The organism is Halomonas koreensis (assembly GCF_031451675.1).
Taxonomy (GTDB): Bacteria; Pseudomonadota; Gammaproteobacteria; order Pseudomonadales; family Halomonadaceae; genus Halomonas; species Halomonas koreensis.
Genome location: NZ_JARWAK010000004.1, coordinates 145,282 through 164,328, shown reverse-complemented (window position 1 = coordinate 164,328; position 19,047 = coordinate 145,282). Strand labels below are relative to the sequence as shown.

Annotated in this window: 19 protein-coding genes; 5 read left to right on the top strand and 14 right to left on the bottom strand. The window is 70.2% G+C overall.

Annotation, left to right across the window (positions count from 1 at the left end; all coding sequences use genetic code 11):
* The first annotated feature begins 39 nt into the window (after positions 1-39).
* Positions 40-1,965, top strand: a complete 1,926-nt coding sequence (gene flgK / locus QC818_RS06655; RefSeq protein ID WP_309652062.1) for a flagellar hook-associated protein FlgK — start codon at positions 40-42, stop codon at positions 1,963-1,965.
* A gap of 16 nt (positions 1,966-1,981) precedes the next feature.
* Positions 1,982-3,214 carry a flagellar hook-associated protein FlgL gene (gene flgL / locus QC818_RS06650; RefSeq protein ID WP_309652061.1) on the top strand — a complete coding sequence of 411 codons (1,233 nt, stop codon included), beginning with the start codon at positions 1,982-1,984 and terminating at the stop codon, positions 3,212-3,214.
* Between the two features lie 75 nt (positions 3,215-3,289).
* Here the strand turns inward: flgL and fliR are convergent, their stop codons facing one another.
* From fliR to fliF, 13 genes are all read right to left on the bottom strand, one after another.
* Entirely contained in the window at positions 3,290-4,087 is a 798-nt protein-coding gene (fliR, locus tag QC818_RS06645; protein ID WP_309652060.1) for a flagellar biosynthetic protein FliR, read from the bottom strand.
* Between the two features lie 7 nt (positions 4,088-4,094).
* Positions 4,095-4,364, bottom strand: coding sequence for a flagellar biosynthesis protein FliQ (gene fliQ, locus QC818_RS06640; RefSeq protein ID WP_309652059.1), 270 nt, complete (start codon positions 4,362-4,364; stop codon positions 4,095-4,097).
* Between the two features lie 15 nt (positions 4,365-4,379).
* Complete coding sequence (gene fliP / locus QC818_RS06635) at positions 4,380-5,132, bottom strand: flagellar type III secretion system pore protein FliP (RefSeq protein ID WP_309652058.1); 753 nt, start codon at positions 5,130-5,132, stop codon at positions 4,380-4,382.
* On the bottom strand, positions 5,129-5,560 hold the full coding sequence (gene fliO / locus QC818_RS06630; protein WP_309652057.1) for a flagellar biosynthetic protein FliO: 432 nt from the start codon (positions 5,558-5,560) through the stop codon (positions 5,129-5,131). The genes fliP and fliO overlap by 4 nt, the downstream gene beginning before the upstream one ends.
* Positions 5,557-6,066, bottom strand: coding sequence for a flagellar motor switch protein FliN (fliN, locus tag QC818_RS06625; protein ID WP_309652056.1), 510 nt, complete (start codon positions 6,064-6,066; stop codon positions 5,557-5,559). Before fliN ends, fliO begins: the two co-directional genes overlap by 4 nt.
* Positions 6,059-7,102 (bottom strand): flagellar motor switch protein FliM, encoded by a 1,044-nt coding sequence (gene fliM / locus QC818_RS06620; RefSeq protein ID WP_309652055.1) that lies wholly within the window; start codon positions 7,100-7,102, stop codon positions 6,059-6,061. The genes fliN and fliM overlap by 8 nt, the downstream gene beginning before the upstream one ends.
* A 19-nt stretch (positions 7,103-7,121) precedes the next feature.
* Positions 7,122-7,598 (bottom strand): flagellar basal body-associated protein FliL, encoded by a 477-nt coding sequence (fliL, locus tag QC818_RS06615; RefSeq protein WP_309652054.1) that lies wholly within the window; start codon positions 7,596-7,598, stop codon positions 7,122-7,124.
* Between the two features lie 123 nt (positions 7,599-7,721).
* Entirely contained in the window at positions 7,722-9,116 is a 1,395-nt protein-coding gene (locus QC818_RS06610) for a flagellar hook-length control protein FliK (protein ID WP_309652053.1), read from the bottom strand.
* A 17-nt stretch (positions 9,117-9,133) separates the two neighbouring features.
* Positions 9,134-9,589 (bottom strand): flagellar export protein FliJ, encoded by a 456-nt coding sequence (gene fliJ / locus QC818_RS06605; RefSeq protein ID WP_309652052.1) that lies wholly within the window; start codon positions 9,587-9,589, stop codon positions 9,134-9,136.
* A complete protein-coding gene (fliI, locus tag QC818_RS06600; protein WP_309652051.1) occupies positions 9,586-10,980 on the bottom strand; it encodes a flagellar protein export ATPase FliI in 1,395 nt (464 codons plus the stop codon). Before fliI ends, fliJ begins: the two co-directional genes overlap by 4 nt.
* Positions 10,981-10,992: 12 nt before the next feature.
* Entirely contained in the window at positions 10,993-11,730 is a 738-nt protein-coding gene (locus QC818_RS06595) for a FliH/SctL family protein (protein WP_309652050.1), read from the bottom strand.
* Positions 11,723-12,724 carry a flagellar motor switch protein FliG gene (gene fliG, locus QC818_RS06590; RefSeq protein ID WP_309652049.1) on the bottom strand — a complete coding sequence of 334 codons (1,002 nt, stop codon included), beginning with the start codon at positions 12,722-12,724 and terminating at the stop codon, positions 11,723-11,725. Before fliG ends, QC818_RS06595 begins: the two co-directional genes overlap by 8 nt.
* The gene (gene fliF, locus QC818_RS06585; RefSeq protein ID WP_309652048.1) at positions 12,714-14,474 is read right to left on the bottom strand and encodes a flagellar basal-body MS-ring/collar protein FliF; all 1,761 of its coding nucleotides are present in this window, start codon (positions 14,472-14,474) and stop codon (positions 12,714-12,716) included. The genes fliG and fliF overlap by 11 nt, the downstream gene beginning before the upstream one ends.
* A gap of 240 nt (positions 14,475-14,714) precedes the next feature.
* Here fliF and fliE point away from each other — a divergent pair, with 240 nt between their 5' ends.
* Positions 14,715-15,044: a flagellar hook-basal body complex protein FliE gene (gene fliE, locus QC818_RS06580; protein WP_309652047.1), complete on the top strand. Its 330-nt coding sequence runs from the start codon at positions 14,715-14,717 to the stop codon at positions 15,042-15,044.
* Here the strand turns inward: fliE and QC818_RS06575 are convergent, their stop codons facing one another.
* On the bottom strand, positions 15,045-15,404 hold the full coding sequence (locus QC818_RS06575; RefSeq protein ID WP_309652046.1) for a flagellar protein FlaG: 360 nt from the start codon (positions 15,402-15,404) through the stop codon (positions 15,045-15,047).
* A 188-nt stretch (positions 15,405-15,592) separates the two neighbouring features.
* Between QC818_RS06575 and QC818_RS06570 the strand changes: the two genes are divergently transcribed.
* Together QC818_RS06570 and QC818_RS06565 are read left to right on the top strand one after the other, a co-directional pair.
* Positions 15,593-17,254 carry a methyl-accepting chemotaxis protein gene (locus tag QC818_RS06570; protein ID WP_309652045.1) on the top strand — a complete coding sequence of 554 codons (1,662 nt, stop codon included), beginning with the start codon at positions 15,593-15,595 and terminating at the stop codon, positions 17,252-17,254.
* Positions 17,255-17,268: 14 nt separating this feature from the next.
* Positions 17,269-19,038, top strand: a complete 1,770-nt coding sequence (locus QC818_RS06565; RefSeq protein ID WP_309652044.1) for a bifunctional diguanylate cyclase/phosphodiesterase — start codon at positions 17,269-17,271, stop codon at positions 19,036-19,038.
* The last annotated feature ends 9 nt before the right edge of the window (positions 19,039-19,047 follow it).

Sequence of the window (19,047 nt, the reverse complement as noted above, 5' to 3'; positions counted from 1 at the left end):
CGGCCGATGACCTGACTATCGGCACAAGGGAACACCGACATGAGCATCTTTTCCACCGGCCTCAGCGGCCTCAACGCCGCCCAGAACGCCCTGGCCGCGACCAGCAACAACATCAGCAACATCTTCACGCCCGGCTACAATCGCGAGGTGGCGATCCTCTCCGAGAGCGGCAACGGCGGCAATGGAGTGCAGGTCGAGGATATCCAGCGACAGTTCAATCGCTATATCGCCGACCAGCTGAACGCGGCCACCAGCAAGACCAGCGCCCTGGAGACCTACACCACCCAGGTGGAGCAGATCGACAGCCTGCTGGCCGATCGCGAGGCCGGCCTGGCGCCGCTGATGCAGGACTTCTTCTCCTCGCTGGAGGACCTGGCCAGCGCGCCCTCGGACCCCGCCGCCCGGCAGGGGGTGCTGGGCTCGGCCCAGACGCTGAGCGCCCAGTTCCGCTCCTTCGACGGCTACCTGCAGGACATGCAGGAGGGCATCAACGGCCAGATCGAGGACGAGGTCACCCAGATCAACAACACCACCAAGCAGCTGGCCGGCATCAATCGCGAGATCGCCCTGGCCCGCGCCAAGCAGGGCGAGGCCCCCAACAGCCTGCTCAACCAGCGCGACCAGTTGGTGCACGACCTCAGCGAGCGCCTGGACGTGCGCCTGAACATCCAGGACGGCAAGACCTACAACGTCAGCCTGCCCAACGGCCAGCCGCTGGTGTCCGGGGAGCGGCAGTTCGCGCTGGAGACCATGGAGGCGCCCAATGATCCCCAGCGCACCGTGCTGGGCTATCGCGACTCCGGCGGCAATGTCGTGGCCCTCGACGAGGACGTGGTGTCCGGCGGCACCCTGGGCGGGCTGATGCGCTTCCGCGACGAGACCCTGGACAAGACCCAGAACCAGATCGGCCAGATGGCGGTCTCGCTGGCCGTCGCCTTCAACCAGCAGCATGCCAACGGGGTCGACCTGGACGGCGAGCAGGGCGCGGCCTTCTTCGACATCGGCCAGCCCCGGGCCTTCTCGGCGAAGGACAACGACGGTAGCGCCACGGTGACCGACACGGCCTTCGATACCGCCAACATCGATCAGCTTGGGACGAGCGACTACCGGGTGCGGATCACCAATGCGCCGCCCTCCGGGCCGGCGGACTTCGAGGTGACCCGCCTGGACGGCGGCGGCACCCTGGAGGCCGCCGATCTCGCCTTCGACGATCCCAACGGCAATGGCACGGACGCCACCCTGAGCTTCGGCGGCGTGACGCTGACCTTCGACGACACCAACAACCTGGCGCAGAACGACCGCTTCGAGGTCCAGCCGGTGCGTCGCGCCGCGGCCGACCTGGAGGCGGCCATCACCGATCTGGACGATATCGCCGCCGGCAGCCTGGTGCATGGCGATACCGGCGCCATCGCGGAGTTCCAGGCCGAGCCGGGCAATGCCCTCGCCTCGGGGAATGCCCCTTGGCGCCTGTCCGTCACGGACACCGGAGGCGGCACCTTCGAGATCGTGGCCGAGGACGATACGGGGGCGACGCAGACCTTCACCGGCCAGGAGTCCGGGGATGCGATCACCGTCGACGGCATCACCCTGACCCTCGGGGATCTCGAGGACGGCCAGACGCTGACCCTCGATGCCGACGCCTCGGGCAGCGGCGATAACCGCAATGCCCTGGCGATGCAGGATATTCAGCAAGAAAGCGTGGTGGGCGGCTCCGCCAGCCTGAGCGGCGCCTACGGCAGCATGGTCAGCGACGTGGGCAATCGCACCAACATCGCCCAGGTCAACCTGGAGTCCCAGCAGGGGCTCAGCGAACAGCTTAGGGCGGTCCAGCAGTCCGAGTCTGGGGTCAACCTGGACGAGGAGGCCGCCAACCTGATCCGCTACCAGCAGTACTATCAGGCCAACGCCAAGGTGATCGAGGCCGGGCGGACCATGCTCGATACCGTCCTCGGCCTGCGCAACTGATCACGGAGCTACATAGATGCGTATCAGCACCGTCACCATGTTCGAGCAGAGCGTCGGCTCGCTCAACCAGCAGCAGTCGGACTTCCTCAAGGTCAGCCAGCAGATCGCCAGCGGCCGCCGGGTGGTCAACCCCTCCGACGATCCCCAGGCGGCCTCCCGGGCCGTGGGCGTGGATCAGGCCAAGGCCGTCACCCAGCAATATGCCGACTCCCGGGTCAGCGCCCGCAACTCGCTGTCCCAGTCGGAAAGCGTGCTCAACAGCGTCAACGATGCGCTGGTGCGCGCCAAATCCCTGATGGTGCAGGCGTCGAGCGATACCCTGAGCGACGTGGACCGGGAGTCCGTGGCCAGTGAGCTTCAAGGGGTCTACGAGTCCCTGATCGGCCAGGCCAATGCCACCGATGGCAACGGCCGCTACCTGTTCGGCGGCTATCAGGACAGCAGCGCGCCCTTCGTCAAGGACGTCAACGGCGATATCGAGTACGCGGGCGATAGTCGGGTCCGGGAGCAACGCATCGATGCCTCGCGATTGATGCCGGTCAGCGACACCGGCGAGGCGATCTTCATGCGCGTGCCTTCCAGCGCCGGCTACGTGGCCGAGGCGGGCGAGGGCAACACGGGGACGGGGACCTACGAGGAGGTGAGGATCACCGACCGCCAGCAAATGGCCGACGACCTGCAGGCGGGCAACTCCTTCAAGGTCACCTTCGACGATCCTCCCAATACCTATCAAGTGGAGGAGCTGGATGCCGACGGCAACACCGTCGCCACCACCAGCGGCAACTATCCCGCCGACAACCCCATCGCCATGGGCGGGATGGAGTTGAAGCTGTCCGGCGAGCCCGACAAGGACGACACCTTCACCGTCCAGTCGGCGGATCAGGCCAATACCAATATCTTCGCGACGCTCGAGAAGGCGATCGACGTGCTCGGTCAGCCTACCGACACCGACGCCAAGCAGGCCGCTCAGCGCAACACCCTGAAGAGCGTGATGCGAGAGCTCGACAACGGGCTGGACAACGTCCTGACGGTGCGTGCCTCCATGGGCGCGCGGCTCAACGAGCTGGACGTCGTGGACTCCGTGGGCGGCAATCGCACCCTCAACTACGAGCAGACCCTCTCCGACCTGGTCGACCTGGACTACTCCGAGGCCATCTCGGAGTACAGCCTGCGCCAGGTGGGGATGCAGGCCGCCCAGAAGACCTTCGCCAACATGCAGGGCATGTCGCTGTTCAAGTTCCTGAACTGATACTCCGTTACCCTGCCGGCCGGGGCTTGCCCCGGTCCCTTGTGCCGTCCGTCGCATCCCGCCGGGCGGTTTTTTTCATCCGCCGGGAACCGCGGCGAGGGTCTCCAGGAAGCCGCGCAGGGTATCCAGCCCCTGGGCGAACAGGCGCTCCAGGAAGCGGTCCAGGTCGGTCATCAGCACCATCAGCAGGGCGACCCCCATGGTCAGCTGCGCCGGAAACCCGATGCTGAAGATGGTGAGCTGGGGCGCGGAGCGGTTGAGGATGCCCAGCGACAGGCTGACGACCAGCAGCGCGGCGACCAGCGGCAGGGCCAGCAGCATCCCGGAAGAGAAGATGATGCCGCCGTAGCGGGCCAGCATCTCGAAGGCGGCGGGATCGTATTGGCCCAGGCCCACGGGGAGGATCCGGAAGCTCCAGGCCAGGATCTCGAGGACCGCCAGGTGGCCGTTGAAGGCCAGGAACATCATCAGCGTGATCATGTAGAGGATGCGCGACAGCACCATCATGTTGGTGCCGCTGGCCGGGTCGAAGAAGGTGGCGAAGGCCAGCCCCATCTTCAGGCCGATGAACTCGCCGGTGGCCTGGACCACCACCAGGGTGACGCGCATCACCAGCCCCATGGCGGCGCCGACCAGCAGCTGCTCGACGAGGATCCCGAGTCCCGCCCAGGACACCAGCGGCACGTCCGGCATGGGCGGGATGACCGGAGCCATGACCACGGTGAGGGCCATGGCCAGGCCCAGCTTGACCTGGCGCGGCACGCTGGAGTGCCCCCACAGGGGCGAGGTCAGCATCAGCCCGGTGATGCGGCAGAAGGGCCACAGGAAGGCGATCAGCCAGCCGTGCAGCTGGGCGAAGGTGACCTCGACCATCGCGGCCCTACATCACCAGGTTGGGGATATTGCCGAACAGCTCCCGGGTGAAGGTGGTGATCAGGCCCAGCAGCCAGGGGCCGGCCAGCACCAGCACGGCGAACACCGCCAGGATCTTGGGAATGAACGACAGGGTCATCTCGTTGATCTGGGTGGCGGCCTGGAAGAGGCTCACCAGCAGGCCGGTGAACAGCGCCGTGAGCAGCAGCGGGCCGGCCAGCAGCAGCGTCACGCGCATGCCCTGGTAGGCGATGGTCATCACCGTCTCGGGGGTCATGGCAGTCCTCCGGTGTCAGAGATAGAAGCTCTCGGCGAGCGAGCCCAGGATCAGCTGCCAGCCGTCGACCAGCACGAACAGCATCAGCTTGAACGGCAGCGAGATGGTGATCGGCGGCACCATCATCATGCCCAGGCCCATCAGGGTGCTGGCCACCACCAGGTCGATGATCAGGAAGGGAATGAAGATGGTGAAGCCGATCTGGAAGGCGGTCTTCAGCTCGCTGGTGACGAAGGCCGGCACCAGCACCCTCAGGGGCACGTCCTCCGGCCCCTGCAACTCGCCGACATCGGCCAGGCGGGCGAACAGCGCCAGGTCCGGCTCGCGGGTCTGGCCGAGCATGAACTCGCGGAAGGGGCCCTGAGCCTGGGTCAGGAACTCGGGGAAGGCGATGTCGCCGCTGGACAGCGGCACCCAGGCCTGGTCGTAGACCTCGCCGAACACCGGCGCCATGATGAAGAAGGTCAGGAACAGCGCCAGGCCCAGCAGGATCTGGTTGGGCGGGGTGGCCTGGGTGCCCATGGCGGTGCGCAGCAGGCTGAGGACGATGATGATGCGCGTGAAGCTGGTCATCATCAGCAGCGCCGCCGGCAGGAAGGCCAGCGAGCTGAGCAGCAGCAGGGTCTGCAGCGACAGCGACCAGCGCTGGCCACCGTCCTCCAGCGGCTGGGAGACCACGCCGGGGATCTGCTGGGCCAGGGCCAGGCCGGGCAGGAGCAGCAGCGCCAGGGCCAGCCAGCGCAGGCGACGGGCATCGAGGCGGATCATGAGCCCCCCCGCCCGGGGCGATCGAGGCCGGCGTTGTGGCGCAGGGCGCGGGCGAAACGCGCGGCGAAGCCGTCGCCCGGCTCGCCCGGGGCCTCGGCGGGTGCCTTGGCCTCCTCGGCGGCGGGCAGCTCGTGGAGCTTGGTCACCCGGCCGCTGCCCACGCCCAGCACCAGCCAGGTGTCCTCGACCTCGACGATCACCACCCGCTCCCGCTGGCCGATGCTGGTGCTGCCGACCACCCGGGGACGCGGGCCGCGCCCCTGGCCGCCGCCGCCCAGTCGCCGCAGCAGCAGGCTGCAGCCCAGGATGATCGCCAGGATCAGGGCCAGGGCCGCGGCCGTCTTGCCCAGGGTGGCCATGCCCATCAGGGCCTCGCCCCCGGCCATCCCGTCGAGGGTGGCGCTCGCCTCGGACGCGGTCTGGCTCATCGGTTCAGCTTCTGGACACGCTCGGAGGGGGTGATGATCTCGGTGATGCGGATCCCGTACTTGTCCTCCACCACCACGACCTCGCCCTGGGCGATGAGGTAGCCGTTGATCAGGATGTCCATCGGCTCGCCGGCCAACCCTTCCAGCTCGATGACCGAGCCCTGGGCCAGCTCCAGCAGCTGCTTGATGGTCAGCTTGGTGCGGCCCAGCTCCACGGTCAGCTTGACCGGGATGTCCATGATCATCTCGAGGTCGCGGGGCATGGTGCGACCTTCCTCGCCCTCGAGCGGCTGGAAGACGCTGTCGCCCGCCGGGCGGGCCGGCTCGGCCGGGTTGTCCTCGGGCGCCTGCTCGGCCTCGGCGCCCTCCTCCGCCGCGGCCTGCTCGGCCATGGCGGCGGCCCAGGGGTCCTCGTCGTCGCTCGGCGACGCCTCGTCCTGCTGCTCGGACATGGCGGCCGCCCACTCGTCATCGAGATTCTGATCGGGCTTGTTGGGATCAGTCATGCTTGGCTTCCTTGGATGTCGGCTGAGCCCCCTTGGAGAAGGCGGTGGATGGCGCATGGCCGGCGGCATGATCGAAGAGGCGCCTGACCCGGAGGGCCCGCTGGTCGTTCTGGCTGCCGTAGTCGCATTCCATCACCGGCACGCCGTCCACGCTGGCGGTCACGGTCTCCGGCAGCTCCAGCGGCAGGACGTCGCCGACCTTCAGCGACAGCACATGGGCGATGCGCGAGGGAATGTCGGCGAAGTTGGCGACCAGCTCGATCTCCGACTGGCGCAGCTCGCCGGCCATGCGCTTCGACCAGGTGCCGTCCTGATCCTGGTGGCCGTCGTTGAGCGGGTTGGTCAGCAGGTCGCGCAGCGGCTCGATCATCGAGTAGGGCATGCAGATCTGGAAGCTGCTGGCCAGGTTGCCCACCTCGAGGTTGAAGCTGGTGTTGACCACGATCTCGTTGGGCGAGTTGGTGATGTTGGCGAACTTGGATTGCATCTCGCTGCGCAGGAAGCTGATCTCCAGCGGGTAGACCGACTTCCAGGACTCGCCATAGGCCTCGATGGCCAGGTGCAGCATGCGCTGGATGATGCGCTGCTCGGTGTTGGTGAACTCCCGCCCCTCGGACTTGGTGACGAAGCGGCCGTCGCCGCCGAACAGGTTGTCCACCACCATGAACACCAGGTTGGGCGGGAAGACGATCAGCGCCGAGCCCTTGAGGGGCTTCATAGCGATCATGTTGATGTTGGTGGGCACCGGCACGTTGCGCGAGAAGTCGCTGTAGCTCTGGTACTTCACCGAGTCCACGGTGATGTCGGCGCTGCGTCGGATCAGGTTGAACAGCCCCATCCGGAAGTGCCGGGCGAAGCGCTCGTTGATCATGTCCAGGGCATGCAGGCGCTCGCGGATGATGCGGTGCTGGGAGGCGGGGTCGTAGGGGCGTACCTTGGGCTGGCCGTCGTTGCCGGCGGCCGGCTCGTCATCCCCGCTGACGCCCTTGAGCAGGGCGTCAATCTCATCCTGGGAGAGCAGATCGTCTTGGGACATGTGCGGCGCGACCCCGGGGTTATTGCACGATGAATTCGGTGAACAGCACGTCCTCGATCGCCAGCTCGGGCTGGGTCTCGGCCATGGGCGCCTCGAGGGCGGCCTCCACCTGCTCGGCGAGGCGCTGCTTGCCGTTCGGCGAGGTCAGGTCCGACGGTTGCTGTCCGGAGAGCAGCATCAGCAGGCGGCTGCGCACCTGAGGCATGTGGGAGGTCAGCAGCTCCTGGCTCTGCTCGTCGCCGACCTTCAGCGAGATGCCCGCGTACAGCAGGTGGGCGCCGAGTTCGTCCTCGGCCAGGTTGACGGTGAAGGGCTCGATCTCGACGAAGATCGGCGCCTGGTATTCGACCTGCTGCGTCTGCTGGGCCTTGGCCTGCCCGTCGTCCTGCCGGCTGAACACCATGAACAGGGCCGCGGCGGCCGCCGAGGAGGCGAGGATCACCAGCACCACCAGTAGCCACAGCAGTTTCCGGGAGCCTCCACTGGATGTCGCCATTACCGTTCCTATGCTGAAATTGCCGCCGATACCGCGGGATTATGCCCGTGGCGCGGGGGACATGATGAATTGAACAGGCCCGATGAACGGGCCCATCTCCGACCTTTGCGGGGCGCGCGGCCGTCAGGCGTAGAGGTCGACGCGGCCGTCCAGCGCGGCCTGGCGGAGCGGCTCGTCGGCCGGGTCGCCCTCGATGCCGGCATCGCCCTCGCCGGTGGGCTGTCCAGCGAGGCCGACGAAGGCCGGATCGTCGCCGTCAGCGCCGCCCTGCTGCTGCTCGCCGACGGAGGTCTCGGCCAGGGAAATGCCCTGCTCGGCCAGGGTCTCGCGCAGCTGGGGAATCGCCTGCTCGAGGGTCTGGCGAACCTGGGCATGGGCCGACAGGAAGTGCGCCTGGGCCCCCTGGTCGCCCATCTTGAGGGTCACCGACAGCGGGCCGAGCTCGGCCGGGTGCAGCTTCATCTCGATGCGCTGCTCGCCGCCGGCCTGACCGAAGCGGATCAGCTGCTGGCCCAGCTGGCGGGGCCAGGCCGGGTTGTCCACCGGGGTGGTCAGGCTGGCCTGCTGGGGCAGGCTGGCCGCCTGGGCGCCGCTGCCCGGTGTCGCCGCCGGGCCGGCGGCAGCGGCGCCGTTCAGTCCCGCCTGGCCGATGGCCAGCGAGGTCGGGGCGGGGCCATGTCGAGCCTCGTCGCGGCGTCCCGTCAGGGCCTCGAACAGGGCCTGGGGGCCGGGCGCCGGCGCGGCCTTGAGCGGGGCCTGGCCGCTGGCGTCCTGCTGCCCCAAGGCCTCGAGGGTGGTGGGCGCGATCCGTGCGGCGTCCAGGCCGCCCGGGCGCCCCTGGGCCAGGGCCAGCAGCGGGTTGGCGCCGGCCTGGCCGCCGCCCGATCCGGCGGACTCCGCCGGGCGAGCGTCGGTGACGGCGGCGCCCGGCGCCTTCGCGGCGGCCAGGCCCGGCAAGGTCGCGGCGCCGCCGGCGGCGAGCGTGGCCAGGGAGGCGCCCTGTGCAGCGGCCGCGCCGGCCGCCGCGCCCGGGGCCTGGTCGGTGCCCGCGGTCTGGATCAGCGTCAGGCGCTGCATGGCGGCCACCAGCGCCGGCATGGTCGCGGCCTCGGTGTCATCCGACGCTTGCGCGGCCGCCTCGAGCCGGCCGGCCCCGTCGCGTGCGGCCCGGTCGGCTCGGGCCAGCATCGCCTTCAGGTCGTCGGGCAGGGGGGCGTCCTCGGCCAGCAGGGCCTTCAGGTCGTCGGACAGGGCATGGCCCTCGGCCAGGCCCTTCAGCGTCTCGGGCAGGACCTGCTCCCGGGCCTCGCCGGTGTCGTTCGCCGTCAGCAGGCGCTGGCGGGGCGTCGCCTCCTGGTTCGGGGCCGCCCCGGCCTCGGCCAGCGGCCGGGCGGCCGGCGACAGCGCGGTCAGTGTCTCGGCGAAGGCGTCGCCGCTCCGGGGCGCGTCGCCCGTCTGGTCGGCCCGGGCGCCGGTCGGCCTGCCCTGGGACGCGGCGAGGATCTGCTGGATATCCATGGGAAACTCCTTGTCCGTCAGTATCCGCTCGGGGCGGCGTCTCGGCGCAGCCAACGCTGGGTCACCAGTTCGTCGGTGGCGCGCTGCTCGCGACGTTGTTCGGCTCGCCGGCGGGCCGTGGCCCGGCGCTCGGCGAGGGTATCGTAGGAGGTCAGGCGGCGCTGCTCCTCCTGCCAGTGCCGCTGGCTGCGCTCGACGCGCTGGCGCTGCTCGGCCAGGGCCTGGTGGGCTCGCTCCAGGGCGTCGTCCAGGGACGCCAGGAAGCGCTGGTAGTTGTGCATGGCGGCCGGGTCGATGCCCTCGCGCATGGCGGTATTCAGCTGGCCAGCGTATTCGCGCCGATAGCGCTGCAGGGACTCGAGCTGGGCCACGATCTGCTCGGCGCTGCGTCGCTCGCCGGCGAGCTGCTGTCCCGCCTTGTCCCGGGCCTCCCGGGCCAGTTCGGTCAGGTTGTCCAGGGCGGTCTGACTCATGACGTGCCTCCCAGGGCGCCGGCCAGGGCCTGACGGGAGGCCTCCAGATCGGCGCATTCCGCGATGCCTTGTTGCAGGAAGCCTTCCAGGGCCGGATAGCGGCGCACGGCCTCGTCCAGTTCCGGGTCATGGCCTGGATGGTAGGCGCCGACGCTGATCAGGTCACGATTGCGCTGATAGCGGGAAAACAGGCTCTTGAAGCGGCGCGCCAGATCCAGCTGGGCGTCGTCGACGATGGCGGTCATCGCCCGGCTGATCGAGGCCTCGATGTCGATCGCCGGGTAGTGCCCGGCCTCGGCCAGGGTGCGCGACAGCACCACATGGCCGTCGAGGATGGCGCGCGCCGAATCGGCGATGGGATCCTGCTGGTCGTCGCCCTCGGTGAGCACCGTGTAGAAGGCGGTGATCGAACCGCCGCCGCGCTCGGCGTTGCCGGCCCGCTCCACCAGGCTCGGCAGCTTGGCGAACACCGAGGGCGGATAGCCCTTGGTGGCCGGCGGCTCGCCGATGGCCAGGGCGATCTCCCGCTGGGCCATGGCATAGCGGGTCAGGGAGTCCATGATCAGCAGCACGTTCTTGCCCTGATCGCGGAAGCCCTCGGCCAGCCGGGTGGCATAGGCCGCGCCCTGCAGGCGCTGCAACGGCGAGGTGTCGGCCGGGGCCGCCACCACCACGGCGCGCCGGCGCCCTTCGCTGCCGAGGATGTTGTCGATGAAGTCCTGGACCTCGCGGCCGCGCTCGCCGATCAGCCCCACCACGATGACGTCGGCCCGGGTGTAGCGGGCCATCATGCCGAGCAGCACCGACTTGCCGACCCCCGAGCCGGCGAACAGGCCCATGCGCTGGCCGCGGCCGACGCTGAGCAGGGCATTGATGGCGCGGATGCCGACGTCGATCTGGGCCTCGATGGGGGCGCGGGACAGCGGATTGAGCGGCGGCGTGGCCAGCGGCGCCCGGGGCGCGTCGTCCAGCGGGCCCTGGCCGTCCAGCGGCTGGCCGTTGCCGTCGACGACCCGGCCCAGCAGGCGCTCTCCGAGCGGGAAGCGCCGGGCGGCGTCGTCGGTGCTCTCGCCCAGCGGCAGGACCCGGGCGCCGGGGCGCAGGCCGCTGATCTCGGCCAGCGGCATCAGGAACAGCCGGTCCCCCGAGAAGCCCACTACCTCGGCCTCGGCGTGGCGACGCCCCGGCCGTCCCTGGGCGTCGGGCAGCTCGATGCGGCAGGCGTTGCCCAGTGCGACCTGCAGGCCCACCACCTCGATCACCATGCCGGTGGCGCGCACCACCCGCCCGCTGGCCCGGCTGACGGGCAGCGGCTCGATGCGGGCGCGCATGCCCTGCAGGGCGCGCTGCCAGCCGAGCTGATGACGGTTGCGGGGGGCGGTGTCGCTCATCTCGCGCTCCGTTCAGTCCGCGTCGGACCGGCTCGCCGGCCGGCGGCGGCGTACCTGGTCCTGGATGGCCTGCCAACGGGTCTCCCAGGTGGCGTCCAGCTCGCCGTTGGCGCTGGTCACCCGGCAGCCGCCGCGGCTCAGCTGATCGTCGGGCTGCAGGCTCCAGCCGGCGGCCTCGAACTCCTCGCCCAGGTGCTTGGCGACCAGGCGATGGTCCAGCGGGTGCAGCCACAGGCGCTGCTGGCCGATCAGCGGCGGCTCGGTGTGCAGCAGGGCGCGGACCAGCTCCAGGACCTGCCGCGGTCGCGCCTTGAGGGCATCGCCGGCCAGCTGGCGGCCGGTGGCCAGGGCCAGTTCCACCAGGTCCTCGGCCACGGCCTCGTCGAGCGTCTCGATCGCCTCGCCGAAGCGGCGGGCCAGGGGCGCCATGGGGGCCAGCGTCTCCTCGATGCGCTGCTCCAGTTCTTCCTCGGCCAGCCGGCGTCCCTCCTCGAGCCCCTGGGCATGGCCCTCGCGGCGCCCCTCTTCTCGCCCCTCGCGCAGGCCTTCCTCGCGGGCCTCCCGGCGCACCTGCTCGCGCAGGGCGTCCAGGGCCTGCTGCTGGCGTCGGGCCTCGGCCTCGCGAGCCTGCCGGGACGCCTCTTCGCGCTCCGGGCGGGCGGCCGGCGCCGGCCGGCGCAGCTCGCCCATCTGCCAGCGGCGCCAGGGCGAGCCGTCCTCCTGGGGCGTGGCGGAGTCGGCGTCAGACATAGGTCTCGTCCCCGCCGCTCAGCACCACCTCGCCGGCATCGGCCAGGCGCCGCACCACCTGGAGGATGGTCTTCTGCTCGGCCTCGACCTGGGAGACGCGGATCGGCCCGCGGGCCTCCATGTCCTCGCGCAGCAGGTCGGCGGCACGCTGCGACATGTTGCGCAGGAACTTGTCCATGAGCGCCTCCGGCGAGCCCTTGAGGGCCACCACCAGGGAGTTGGTGTCGATCTCCTTGAGCACCAGCTGGATGCTGCGGTCGTCCAGGTCGATCATGTTCTCGAACAGGAACATCTCGTCGATGATCTTCTGGGCCAGGTCCTCGCTGTGGGAGCGCACCGTCTCGATGGCGGACTCCTCCTGATGGCTGTTCATCAGGTTGAGGATCTCGGCCGCGGTGCGGGCGCCGCCCATCTTGCTGCGCTTGAGGTTCTGGCCGTCGAGCATGTTGTTGAGCACCTCGGTCAGCTCCTGGAGCGCCGCCGGCTGCACGCCGCTGAAGGTGGCGATACGCAGCACCACGTCGTTGCGCAGCTTGTCGTCGAAGGCCTCCAGCACGTCGCTGGCCTGGTGACGATCCAGGTGGATCAGGATGGTGGCGATGATCTGCGGATGCTCCTCGCGGATCAGCTCGGCCACCATCGAGGCCTCCATCAGGTTCAGGGCGTCGATGCCCGAGCTGGTGCCCGAGGTCTCCATGACGTCCTCGATCAGGCTCGAGGCCCGGTCGCTGCCCAGGGCCTTGGTCAGCACCGAGCGGATGTGCTCGCTGGAGTTGAGGTTCAGCGCGATGAATTCCTCGGTCTCGTCGCTGAACTCCTGCAGCACCTGGCGCATCTCCTCGTGGGAGACCTGGCTCATGGTCGCCATCTCGATGCTCAGTTGCTGCACCTCCTTGGACGACATGTGGCGAAACACCTCGGCGGCGCTGTCCTCGTCCAGGGCCAGCAGCAGGATGGCGCTGCGGCGCAGCCCGGTCATCTTCTTATCCGTCATTCTTGCTCATCCAGCCGCGAACGATCATGGACACCATGCGGGGATCCTCCTGGGCCATCTCCCGCAGGTCGTTGAGGTTCTGCTCATAGGCGGTGGCCCGGCGCTTGCGTCGCCGCGGAGGCGCCGCCTCGCCGTCCTCCGCCTCGCCCGGCTCGCCCGGCTCGCCGTCCTCGCCGACGTCACGGTCGTCGTCGTCGCCGCCGACGCGCGCCTGGAAGCCCGGCGCCGGTGCCGCCGGGGCCGGCAGGGGCTGCTCGGTGTAGCGGCGGATGAAGGGCCGCAGGATCAGCAGGTAGAGCAGCAGGATGGCGATGCCCACCAGCAGGTAGCGGCCCAGGGTGAAGGCCAGCTGCTGCAGCTCGGGCTGCTGCCACCAGGCCGGCTCGGCGGGGGCATCGTCGTCCCGGGTGAAGGGGCTGTTGACCACCGCCACCTGGTCGCCGCGGGCCGCGGAGAAGCCCATGGCCTGGCGCACCAGACGCTCGATCTGGGCCATCTCCTCGTCGTCGAGCGGGGCCGGGACCCGCTCGCCGCTCTCCTCGTCGAGGGTCTCACGGTAGTCGACCACCACCGCCGCCGACAGGCGCTCGACCTGGCCGCGCCGGTGCTGGACATGGGAGACCTGGCGGTCCACCTCATAGTTGACGACGTCGTCGCGGTTCAGGCGCTGTTCCGCGGCGGCCCCCTCGGCGGGCGCCTCGTCGGCCCCCTCCTCGGCCTCGCCCTGCCCCGGGTCGGCGATCGGCGAGGCCGCCGTGCCGGGCGGAGTGTTGCTCAGTGCGCCGGGGATGCCCTCGGCCAGGTCGCCGGTGCCGTTGAGCGCCAGGCTGGTCTGGCGGCTGCGCACGGCCGCCTCGTTGGGCGGCTGGTTGGGCCCGTAGCGTTCCGAGGTCTCCTCGCGCTTGGAGAAGTCGAGCTGGGCGGTGACCTGCGCCTTGACGTTCTGATGGCCGAGGATCGGCGCCAGGATGGTCTCGATGCGCCGCTGATAGGCGCGCTCCACCTCGGCGACGTAGTCGAGCTGGGTGCCGTCGAGGCCCAGGGCTCCGCCATCGGGGGTCGAGAGCAGGCTGCCGGCCTGGTCGACCACGGTGACCGCCTCGGCATTCAGGTCGGGCACGCTGCTGGCGACCAGGTGCACGATCGAGTCCACCTGGCCCTCGCCGAGGGAGCGGCCGGGGTGCAGGGTCAGCACCACCGAGGCCTTGGCCGGCTCGCGCTGGCGCACGAAGACCGAGTCCTTGGCCAGGGCCAGGTGGACCCGGGCGTCGGCCACCGGCCCCAGGGATTCCATGGAGCGCGACAGCTCGCCCTCGAGGCCGCGCTGGTAGTTGACCTGCTCGGCGAACTGGCTGATGCCGAAGGCCTGGTTCTCCATCAGTTCCAGGCCGACATTGCCACCCTGGGGCAGGCCCTGGGCGGCCAGCTGCAGGCGCAGGGTATGGACGCGGTCGGCCGGCACCATCAGGGCCTGGCCGCCCTGGCTGAACTTGTAGGGCACCTGCTGGCTGTCGAGCTCGGCGATGATCTGGCCGCCGTCGGCCTCGCTGAGGTTGCTGAACAGCACGCGGTAGGTGGACCCGCCCGCCCAGAGCAGCAGCGCGATCACCACGGCGATCACCGCGGCGCCGACGATCAGCAGGGCGACCAGGGGGCTGCCGCGCAGCTGCTGGGTCAGCCGCGCGAAGGGGGATGTGGAGGCTTGCGGCCTGCCGGAGGACGAACCGGTGGCGGTGGCGCCACTGCTCATGAGCGCCTCCCGGCATCTCGGCTGGCCGCGGGCTTGAAGGATGAGGACATCGCTGCGTTCCGTCTATCGCGATTCGCCGCCCCCGTGGGGCGGAACTGTGATGACGGCCATTATCCGTAGCCCTGTGCCACCCAAAGGTGAGAAAAGCCTGACTTTTGGTCGGCAATTGGCGGCATGGCGGCCCCGGCCGGGCTGCTAGCCTGACGCTCACTGAGATCATCACGACCCGGAGGTCATCGAATGAGCGCGCCCGCCCTCGCTTCCGCCCTCGCCCAGATGCAGTCCCTGGCCACCCAGGCCGGCGACGCCGCCGCCGGGCAGCGCCTGTCCACCGTGGCCGGCGACCAGGACGGCTTCGCCGGCGAGCTCAAGGCCTCCATCCAGCGCATCAACCAGCTCAAGCTGCAGGCCGGCGACACCGCGCGCGCCTTCCAGGCCGGCGAGCCGGGCGTCGAGCTGGACGACCTGATGGTCGACATGCAGAAGGCCAGCGTGGCCTCCGAGATGGGCGTCCAGGTCCGCAACCGGCTGGTCACCGCCTACAAGGACGTGATGAACATGCAGGTCTGATCAGGCCTCCTCGCGGATCAGCTGGCCCTGCACCTCCTCCAGCCGCTCGGCCACCCGCAGTACCTCCTCGGCGGGGATCTGGCGGATCAGCTCGCCGGTCTCCCGGTCCACCAGTCGCGTGATCAGGCGCGAGCTGTCCTCCTGTAGCTCGAACTCCACGCCGTAGGGGCGCATCACCTCGTTGACGCGCTGGACGGGCGCCACCAGCTCGCCCCGTTGCGGCGCCTGCTCGGCCGCGGTCTCGGGCGCCTCTCCCGGCGCCCAGGTCGCCAGGACGGTTTCCACGCGGCGACGCGTCGGCGTGGCCTCCGTCGATGGGGTAGACGCGGCGGCGGCGCTCTCGTTCACGGAAGGTGTCATGGACGCGATTCCTTTTGTTCTGCCAATGGTCCGATTCGTTACCGGTTATCGGCCGATGTCGGCGTCGCTTTAGCCCGATCCCGTGGCCGCGTCGTCTGCCGCCTCGCCATCGGAATGTCATGAAGCGCTGATATAACACCGCGTCAGGCCGGTAGCCGGCCGTCCGACCATCAGCGACAGGATCTCCGATGCGACTTCTCGATCGACTGACCATCCGGCTCAGCTGGAGCCTGGTACTGATCGCCTTCGGGGCGATCATCCTGGGCACCGGGGGCCTGGGGCTCTACGCCAACCACCATGGCCACGCCGCCTTCACGGACCTGCGCGAGCGCCAGGCGCAGCAATCCCGCGCCCTGCACCAGGCCTATATCGCCACCCTCCGGGCCCAGGTCGCGATGGATCGCGCCGCCCACCTGCTGCGCGTGCCCTCCTTCGATCGCCCCGGTCCGGTCATCGAGCAGGCCCAGGCCTACATGGACGAGGCCAAGGCGGCCTTCGAGCGCTTCCGCGCGGTGCCCGTCGCCGACGGCCAGCAGGAGGCGGTGGAGGCCCTGACCTCGCGTTTCCAGTCGCTGTTCAGCACCGGCCTGTCGCTGCAGCTGATGCTGCTCGAGGAGGAGGACCCGGGCGGCTACGACTCCGGCAAGTCCCGGGTGGCCGACATGAGCCAGGCCTTCATGGACGGGGCCGATGCCTTCTTCGCCGCGGCGGCCGAGCGTGGCGACGCCCTGGCCGGGCGCTTCAACGCCATGGCGGACTGGCTCAACCTGGCCCTGGGCGCGGCCCTGGCGGGCGCGCTGCTGCTGGTGCTGGTGGTGGTCTGGGGCGTGCGGGCCAACGTCATCCGGCCGCTGTCGCGGATCATCGACCACTTCCGCCGCCTCGCCGACGGCGACCTGGCGACCCCGGTGGAGGGCCGCGGCGACAACGAGATCGGCCAGCTCTATGCCGAGCTGGATGGCATGCGCCGGGCGCTGGCGGAGACCGTGGAGCGGGTGCGCGACGGCGGTGACCGGGTGCTCGACAACGCCGCTCGCCTGAGCGAGGGCAACCAGGAGCTCGCGGCGCGCACCCAGCAGCAGGCCGCGTCCCTCGAGCAGACCGCCTCCAGCCTGGACGAGATGACCGCCTCGGTGGCCGAGACCGCCGGCCATGTGCGCGAGGCCAACGCCCTGGCCGACCAGGCCACGGACAAGGCCCGGCAGGGCAGCGACGGCGTGAGCGCCTTCGTCGAGACCATGGGCGAGATCCGCGAGCGATCGACTCGCATCGGCGAGATCGTCGGCCTGATCGACGATATCGCCTTCCAGACCAACCTGCTGGCGCTCAATGCCTCGGTGGAGGCCGCCCGGGCGGGCGAGCACGGGCGCGGCTTCGCGGTGGTGGCCGGCGAGGTCCGCCAGCTGGCCTCGCGCAGCGCCCAGGCGGCGCGCGAGATCCGCGAGCTCATCGAGGCTTCCCGGGCCAGCGTCGAGCGCGGCAACGGCCTGTCCCACCGGGCCAGCGAGGACATGGTCGCGATCCTCGACGCCACCCGCGGCCTCGGCGAGCGCATCGATCGCATCGCCCAGGCCGCGACCGAGCAGCACCGCGGCCTGGACCAGGTCAACCAGGCGATGCACCAGATGGGCAGCGTCACCCAACGCAACACCGCCATGGTCGAGCGGGCCAATCGCGCCGCCGAGGCCCTGGAGGACGAGGCCGGACGCATGCGCGACTTCACCGCCCGCTTCCGTCTGCCGGAGGCCGGCGCCCGGCCGGCGGCGATCGCGGTCGACGCCCCGGGCGCCCAGGCGCCCGGCGAGGCCGAGGCAAGGGACACGCGGGGCCTGGAGGCCCTGCCCGCCTGAGGAGAGACGACGCCATGCCAGAGGTCACCCGCGACGCGCAGCCGACCCCGGAGACCATGATCGATCACGAGGCCCTCGAGCTGGATCGCATCCTGCGCGAGGAGGCGATCACCCCGCTCTTCCAGCCCATCGTCGATGCCGGCTGCCAGGGCATCTTCGGCTACGAGGCCCTGGCCAGGGGGCCGTCGGACTCGGCGCTGCATTCGCCGCTGACGCTGTTCGACACCGCCCGCCATACCGGCCGCCTGGTCGAGCTGGACCTGCTGTGCCGACGCCTGGCCATCGAGGCCTTCGCCGCCCTGGACCTGCCGGGCCGGCTGTTCCTCAACGTCATGCCCACCTCGCTGCTCGAGGACGACTTCCGGGAGGGGCTGACCCGCGCCTTCCTAGATGGCGTGGGGCTCTCACCGGAGCGGGTGGTGATCGAGCTCACCGAGCACCTGCCGATCCATGACTACGCCCTGATGCGCCAGGCGGTGGACCACTACCGTCGCATGGGCTTCCAGGTGGCCCTGGACGACCTGGGGGCCGGCTATTCCAGCCTGCGCCACTGGGCCGAGCTGCGCCCCGACTTCGTCAAGGTGGATCGCCACTTCGTCCAGGACATCGATCGCGATCCCGGCAAGTGCCAGTTCCTCAATTCGCTGCTCGAGGTGTCGCGCAGCCTGGGCTGCCGGGTCATCGCCGAGGGCATCGAGACCGCCGGCGAGCAGCGCTGCCTGTGGGGGATGAACTGCGCCCTGATGCAGGGCTATTACTTCGCGCGGCCGGCCCGCGACCCGCTGCGCCGGCTGGCGGGGCCCGCGCCGACGCCCAGGGCGGTGACCGGCTCCTTCGGCACCCGCGCCGCCATGCTGTGCCGTCACCTGCCGCCGGTGGCGCGGGGCACGCCGGTCCCCGAGGTGGTGGCGCGCTTTCGCCACGAGCCCAACCTGCGTTGCCTGGCCGTGCTGGACGACGACCAGCGCCCGGTGGGGGTGGTGCGCCAGCACGAGTTCCTGTCGCTGTTCGCCAATCCCTTCAGCCACTCCCTGCATGCCCGGCGCCCCATCGATGCGCTGATGGACCGGCGCATGCTGGTCGCCGAGGAGACGATGCCGCTGGAGGCGCTCAGCCGACATATCACCGGCTCGACCCAGGGGCGCCAGGACGACTTCGTCATCGTCGACGCCGAGGGGCGCTATCGCGGGCTGGGCCAGGTCCTCGACCTGCTGCGCGAGATCACCGCCCTGCAGGTGCGCAGTGCCCGCCAGGCCAACCCGCTCACCGGGCTGCCGGGCAACGAGGTGATCAACGATACCCTGGCGGCGCGGCTGGCCGCCGGGGAGCCCTTCGTCGCCGTCTATGCCGACCTGGACAGCTTCAAGGCCTACAACGATGTCTACGGCTATGCCTGCGGCGACCAGGTGATCCTGGCGCTGGGGCGGATGCTGCAGGAGAGCGCCGGCGAGGACGGCTTCGTGGGGCACGTGGGCGGCGACGACTTCATGCTGGTGCTGGCGCCCGGAGACGCCCGGGAGCGCTGCGAGGCGATCCTCGAGCGTTTCGCCTGCTTCATCCCCGCCTTCTATAGCGAGGCGCATCGCCGGGCCGGCGGCTTCGACGGCCGGGATCGCCACGATCGGGCGTGCTTCGTGCCGCTGATGACGCTGTCCCTGGCCTACTGTCCGATCGCCGGGGGCGCGGGGCTGGCGGCGATGGACGTCGCCAACCGCCTGGCGGAGCTCAAGCGCCAGGCCAAGCGCCAGGCCGGCAACAGCCTGTTCATCGATCGGCGTCGCTGAGCCCGGGCG

What these genes read in the sequence shown, in the direction of transcription:
- flgK (WP_309652062.1), top strand. Translation starts at nt 40, where the DNA reads ATGAGCATCTTTTCCACCGGCCTCAGCGGCCTCAACGCCGCCCAGAAC.
- flgL (WP_309652061.1), top strand. Translation starts at nt 1,982, where the DNA reads ATGCGTATCAGCACCGTCACCATGTTCGAGCAGAGCGTCGGCTCGCTC.
- fliR (WP_309652060.1), bottom strand. Translation starts at nt 4,087, where the DNA reads ATGGTCGAGGTCACCTTCGCCCAGCTGCACGGCTGGCTGATCGCCTTC.
- fliQ (WP_309652059.1), bottom strand. Translation starts at nt 4,364, where the DNA reads ATGACCCCCGAGACGGTGATGACCATCGCCTACCAGGGCATGCGCGTG.
- fliP (WP_309652058.1), bottom strand. Translation starts at nt 5,132, where the DNA reads ATGATCCGCCTCGATGCCCGTCGCCTGCGCTGGCTGGCCCTGGCGCTG.
- fliO (WP_309652057.1), bottom strand. Translation starts at nt 5,560, where the DNA reads ATGAGCCAGACCGCGTCCGAGGCGAGCGCCACCCTCGACGGGATGGCC.
- fliN (WP_309652056.1), bottom strand. Translation starts at nt 6,066, where the DNA reads ATGACTGATCCCAACAAGCCCGATCAGAATCTCGATGACGAGTGGGCG.
- fliM (WP_309652055.1), bottom strand. Translation starts at nt 7,102, where the DNA reads ATGTCCCAAGACGATCTGCTCTCCCAGGATGAGATTGACGCCCTGCTC.
- fliL (WP_309652054.1), bottom strand. Translation starts at nt 7,598, where the DNA reads ATGGCGACATCCAGTGGAGGCTCCCGGAAACTGCTGTGGCTACTGGTG.
- QC818_RS06610 (WP_309652053.1), bottom strand. Translation starts at nt 9,116, where the DNA reads ATGGATATCCAGCAGATCCTCGCCGCGTCCCAGGGCAGGCCGACCGGC.
- fliJ (WP_309652052.1), bottom strand. Translation starts at nt 9,589, where the DNA reads ATGAGTCAGACCGCCCTGGACAACCTGACCGAACTGGCCCGGGAGGCC.
- fliI (WP_309652051.1), bottom strand. Translation starts at nt 10,980, where the DNA reads ATGAGCGACACCGCCCCCCGCAACCGTCATCAGCTCGGCTGGCAGCGC.
- QC818_RS06595 (WP_309652050.1), bottom strand. Translation starts at nt 11,730, where the DNA reads ATGTCTGACGCCGACTCCGCCACGCCCCAGGAGGACGGCTCGCCCTGG.
- fliG (WP_309652049.1), bottom strand. Translation starts at nt 12,724, where the DNA reads ATGACGGATAAGAAGATGACCGGGCTGCGCCGCAGCGCCATCCTGCTG.
- fliF (WP_309652048.1), bottom strand. Translation starts at nt 14,474, where the DNA reads ATGAGCAGTGGCGCCACCGCCACCGGTTCGTCCTCCGGCAGGCCGCAA.
- fliE (WP_309652047.1), top strand. Translation starts at nt 14,715, where the DNA reads ATGAGCGCGCCCGCCCTCGCTTCCGCCCTCGCCCAGATGCAGTCCCTG.
- QC818_RS06575 (WP_309652046.1), bottom strand. Translation starts at nt 15,404, where the DNA reads ATGACACCTTCCGTGAACGAGAGCGCCGCCGCCGCGTCTACCCCATCG.
- QC818_RS06570 (WP_309652045.1), top strand. Translation starts at nt 15,593, where the DNA reads ATGCGACTTCTCGATCGACTGACCATCCGGCTCAGCTGGAGCCTGGTA.
- QC818_RS06565 (WP_309652044.1), top strand. Translation starts at nt 17,269, where the DNA reads ATGCCAGAGGTCACCCGCGACGCGCAGCCGACCCCGGAGACCATGATC.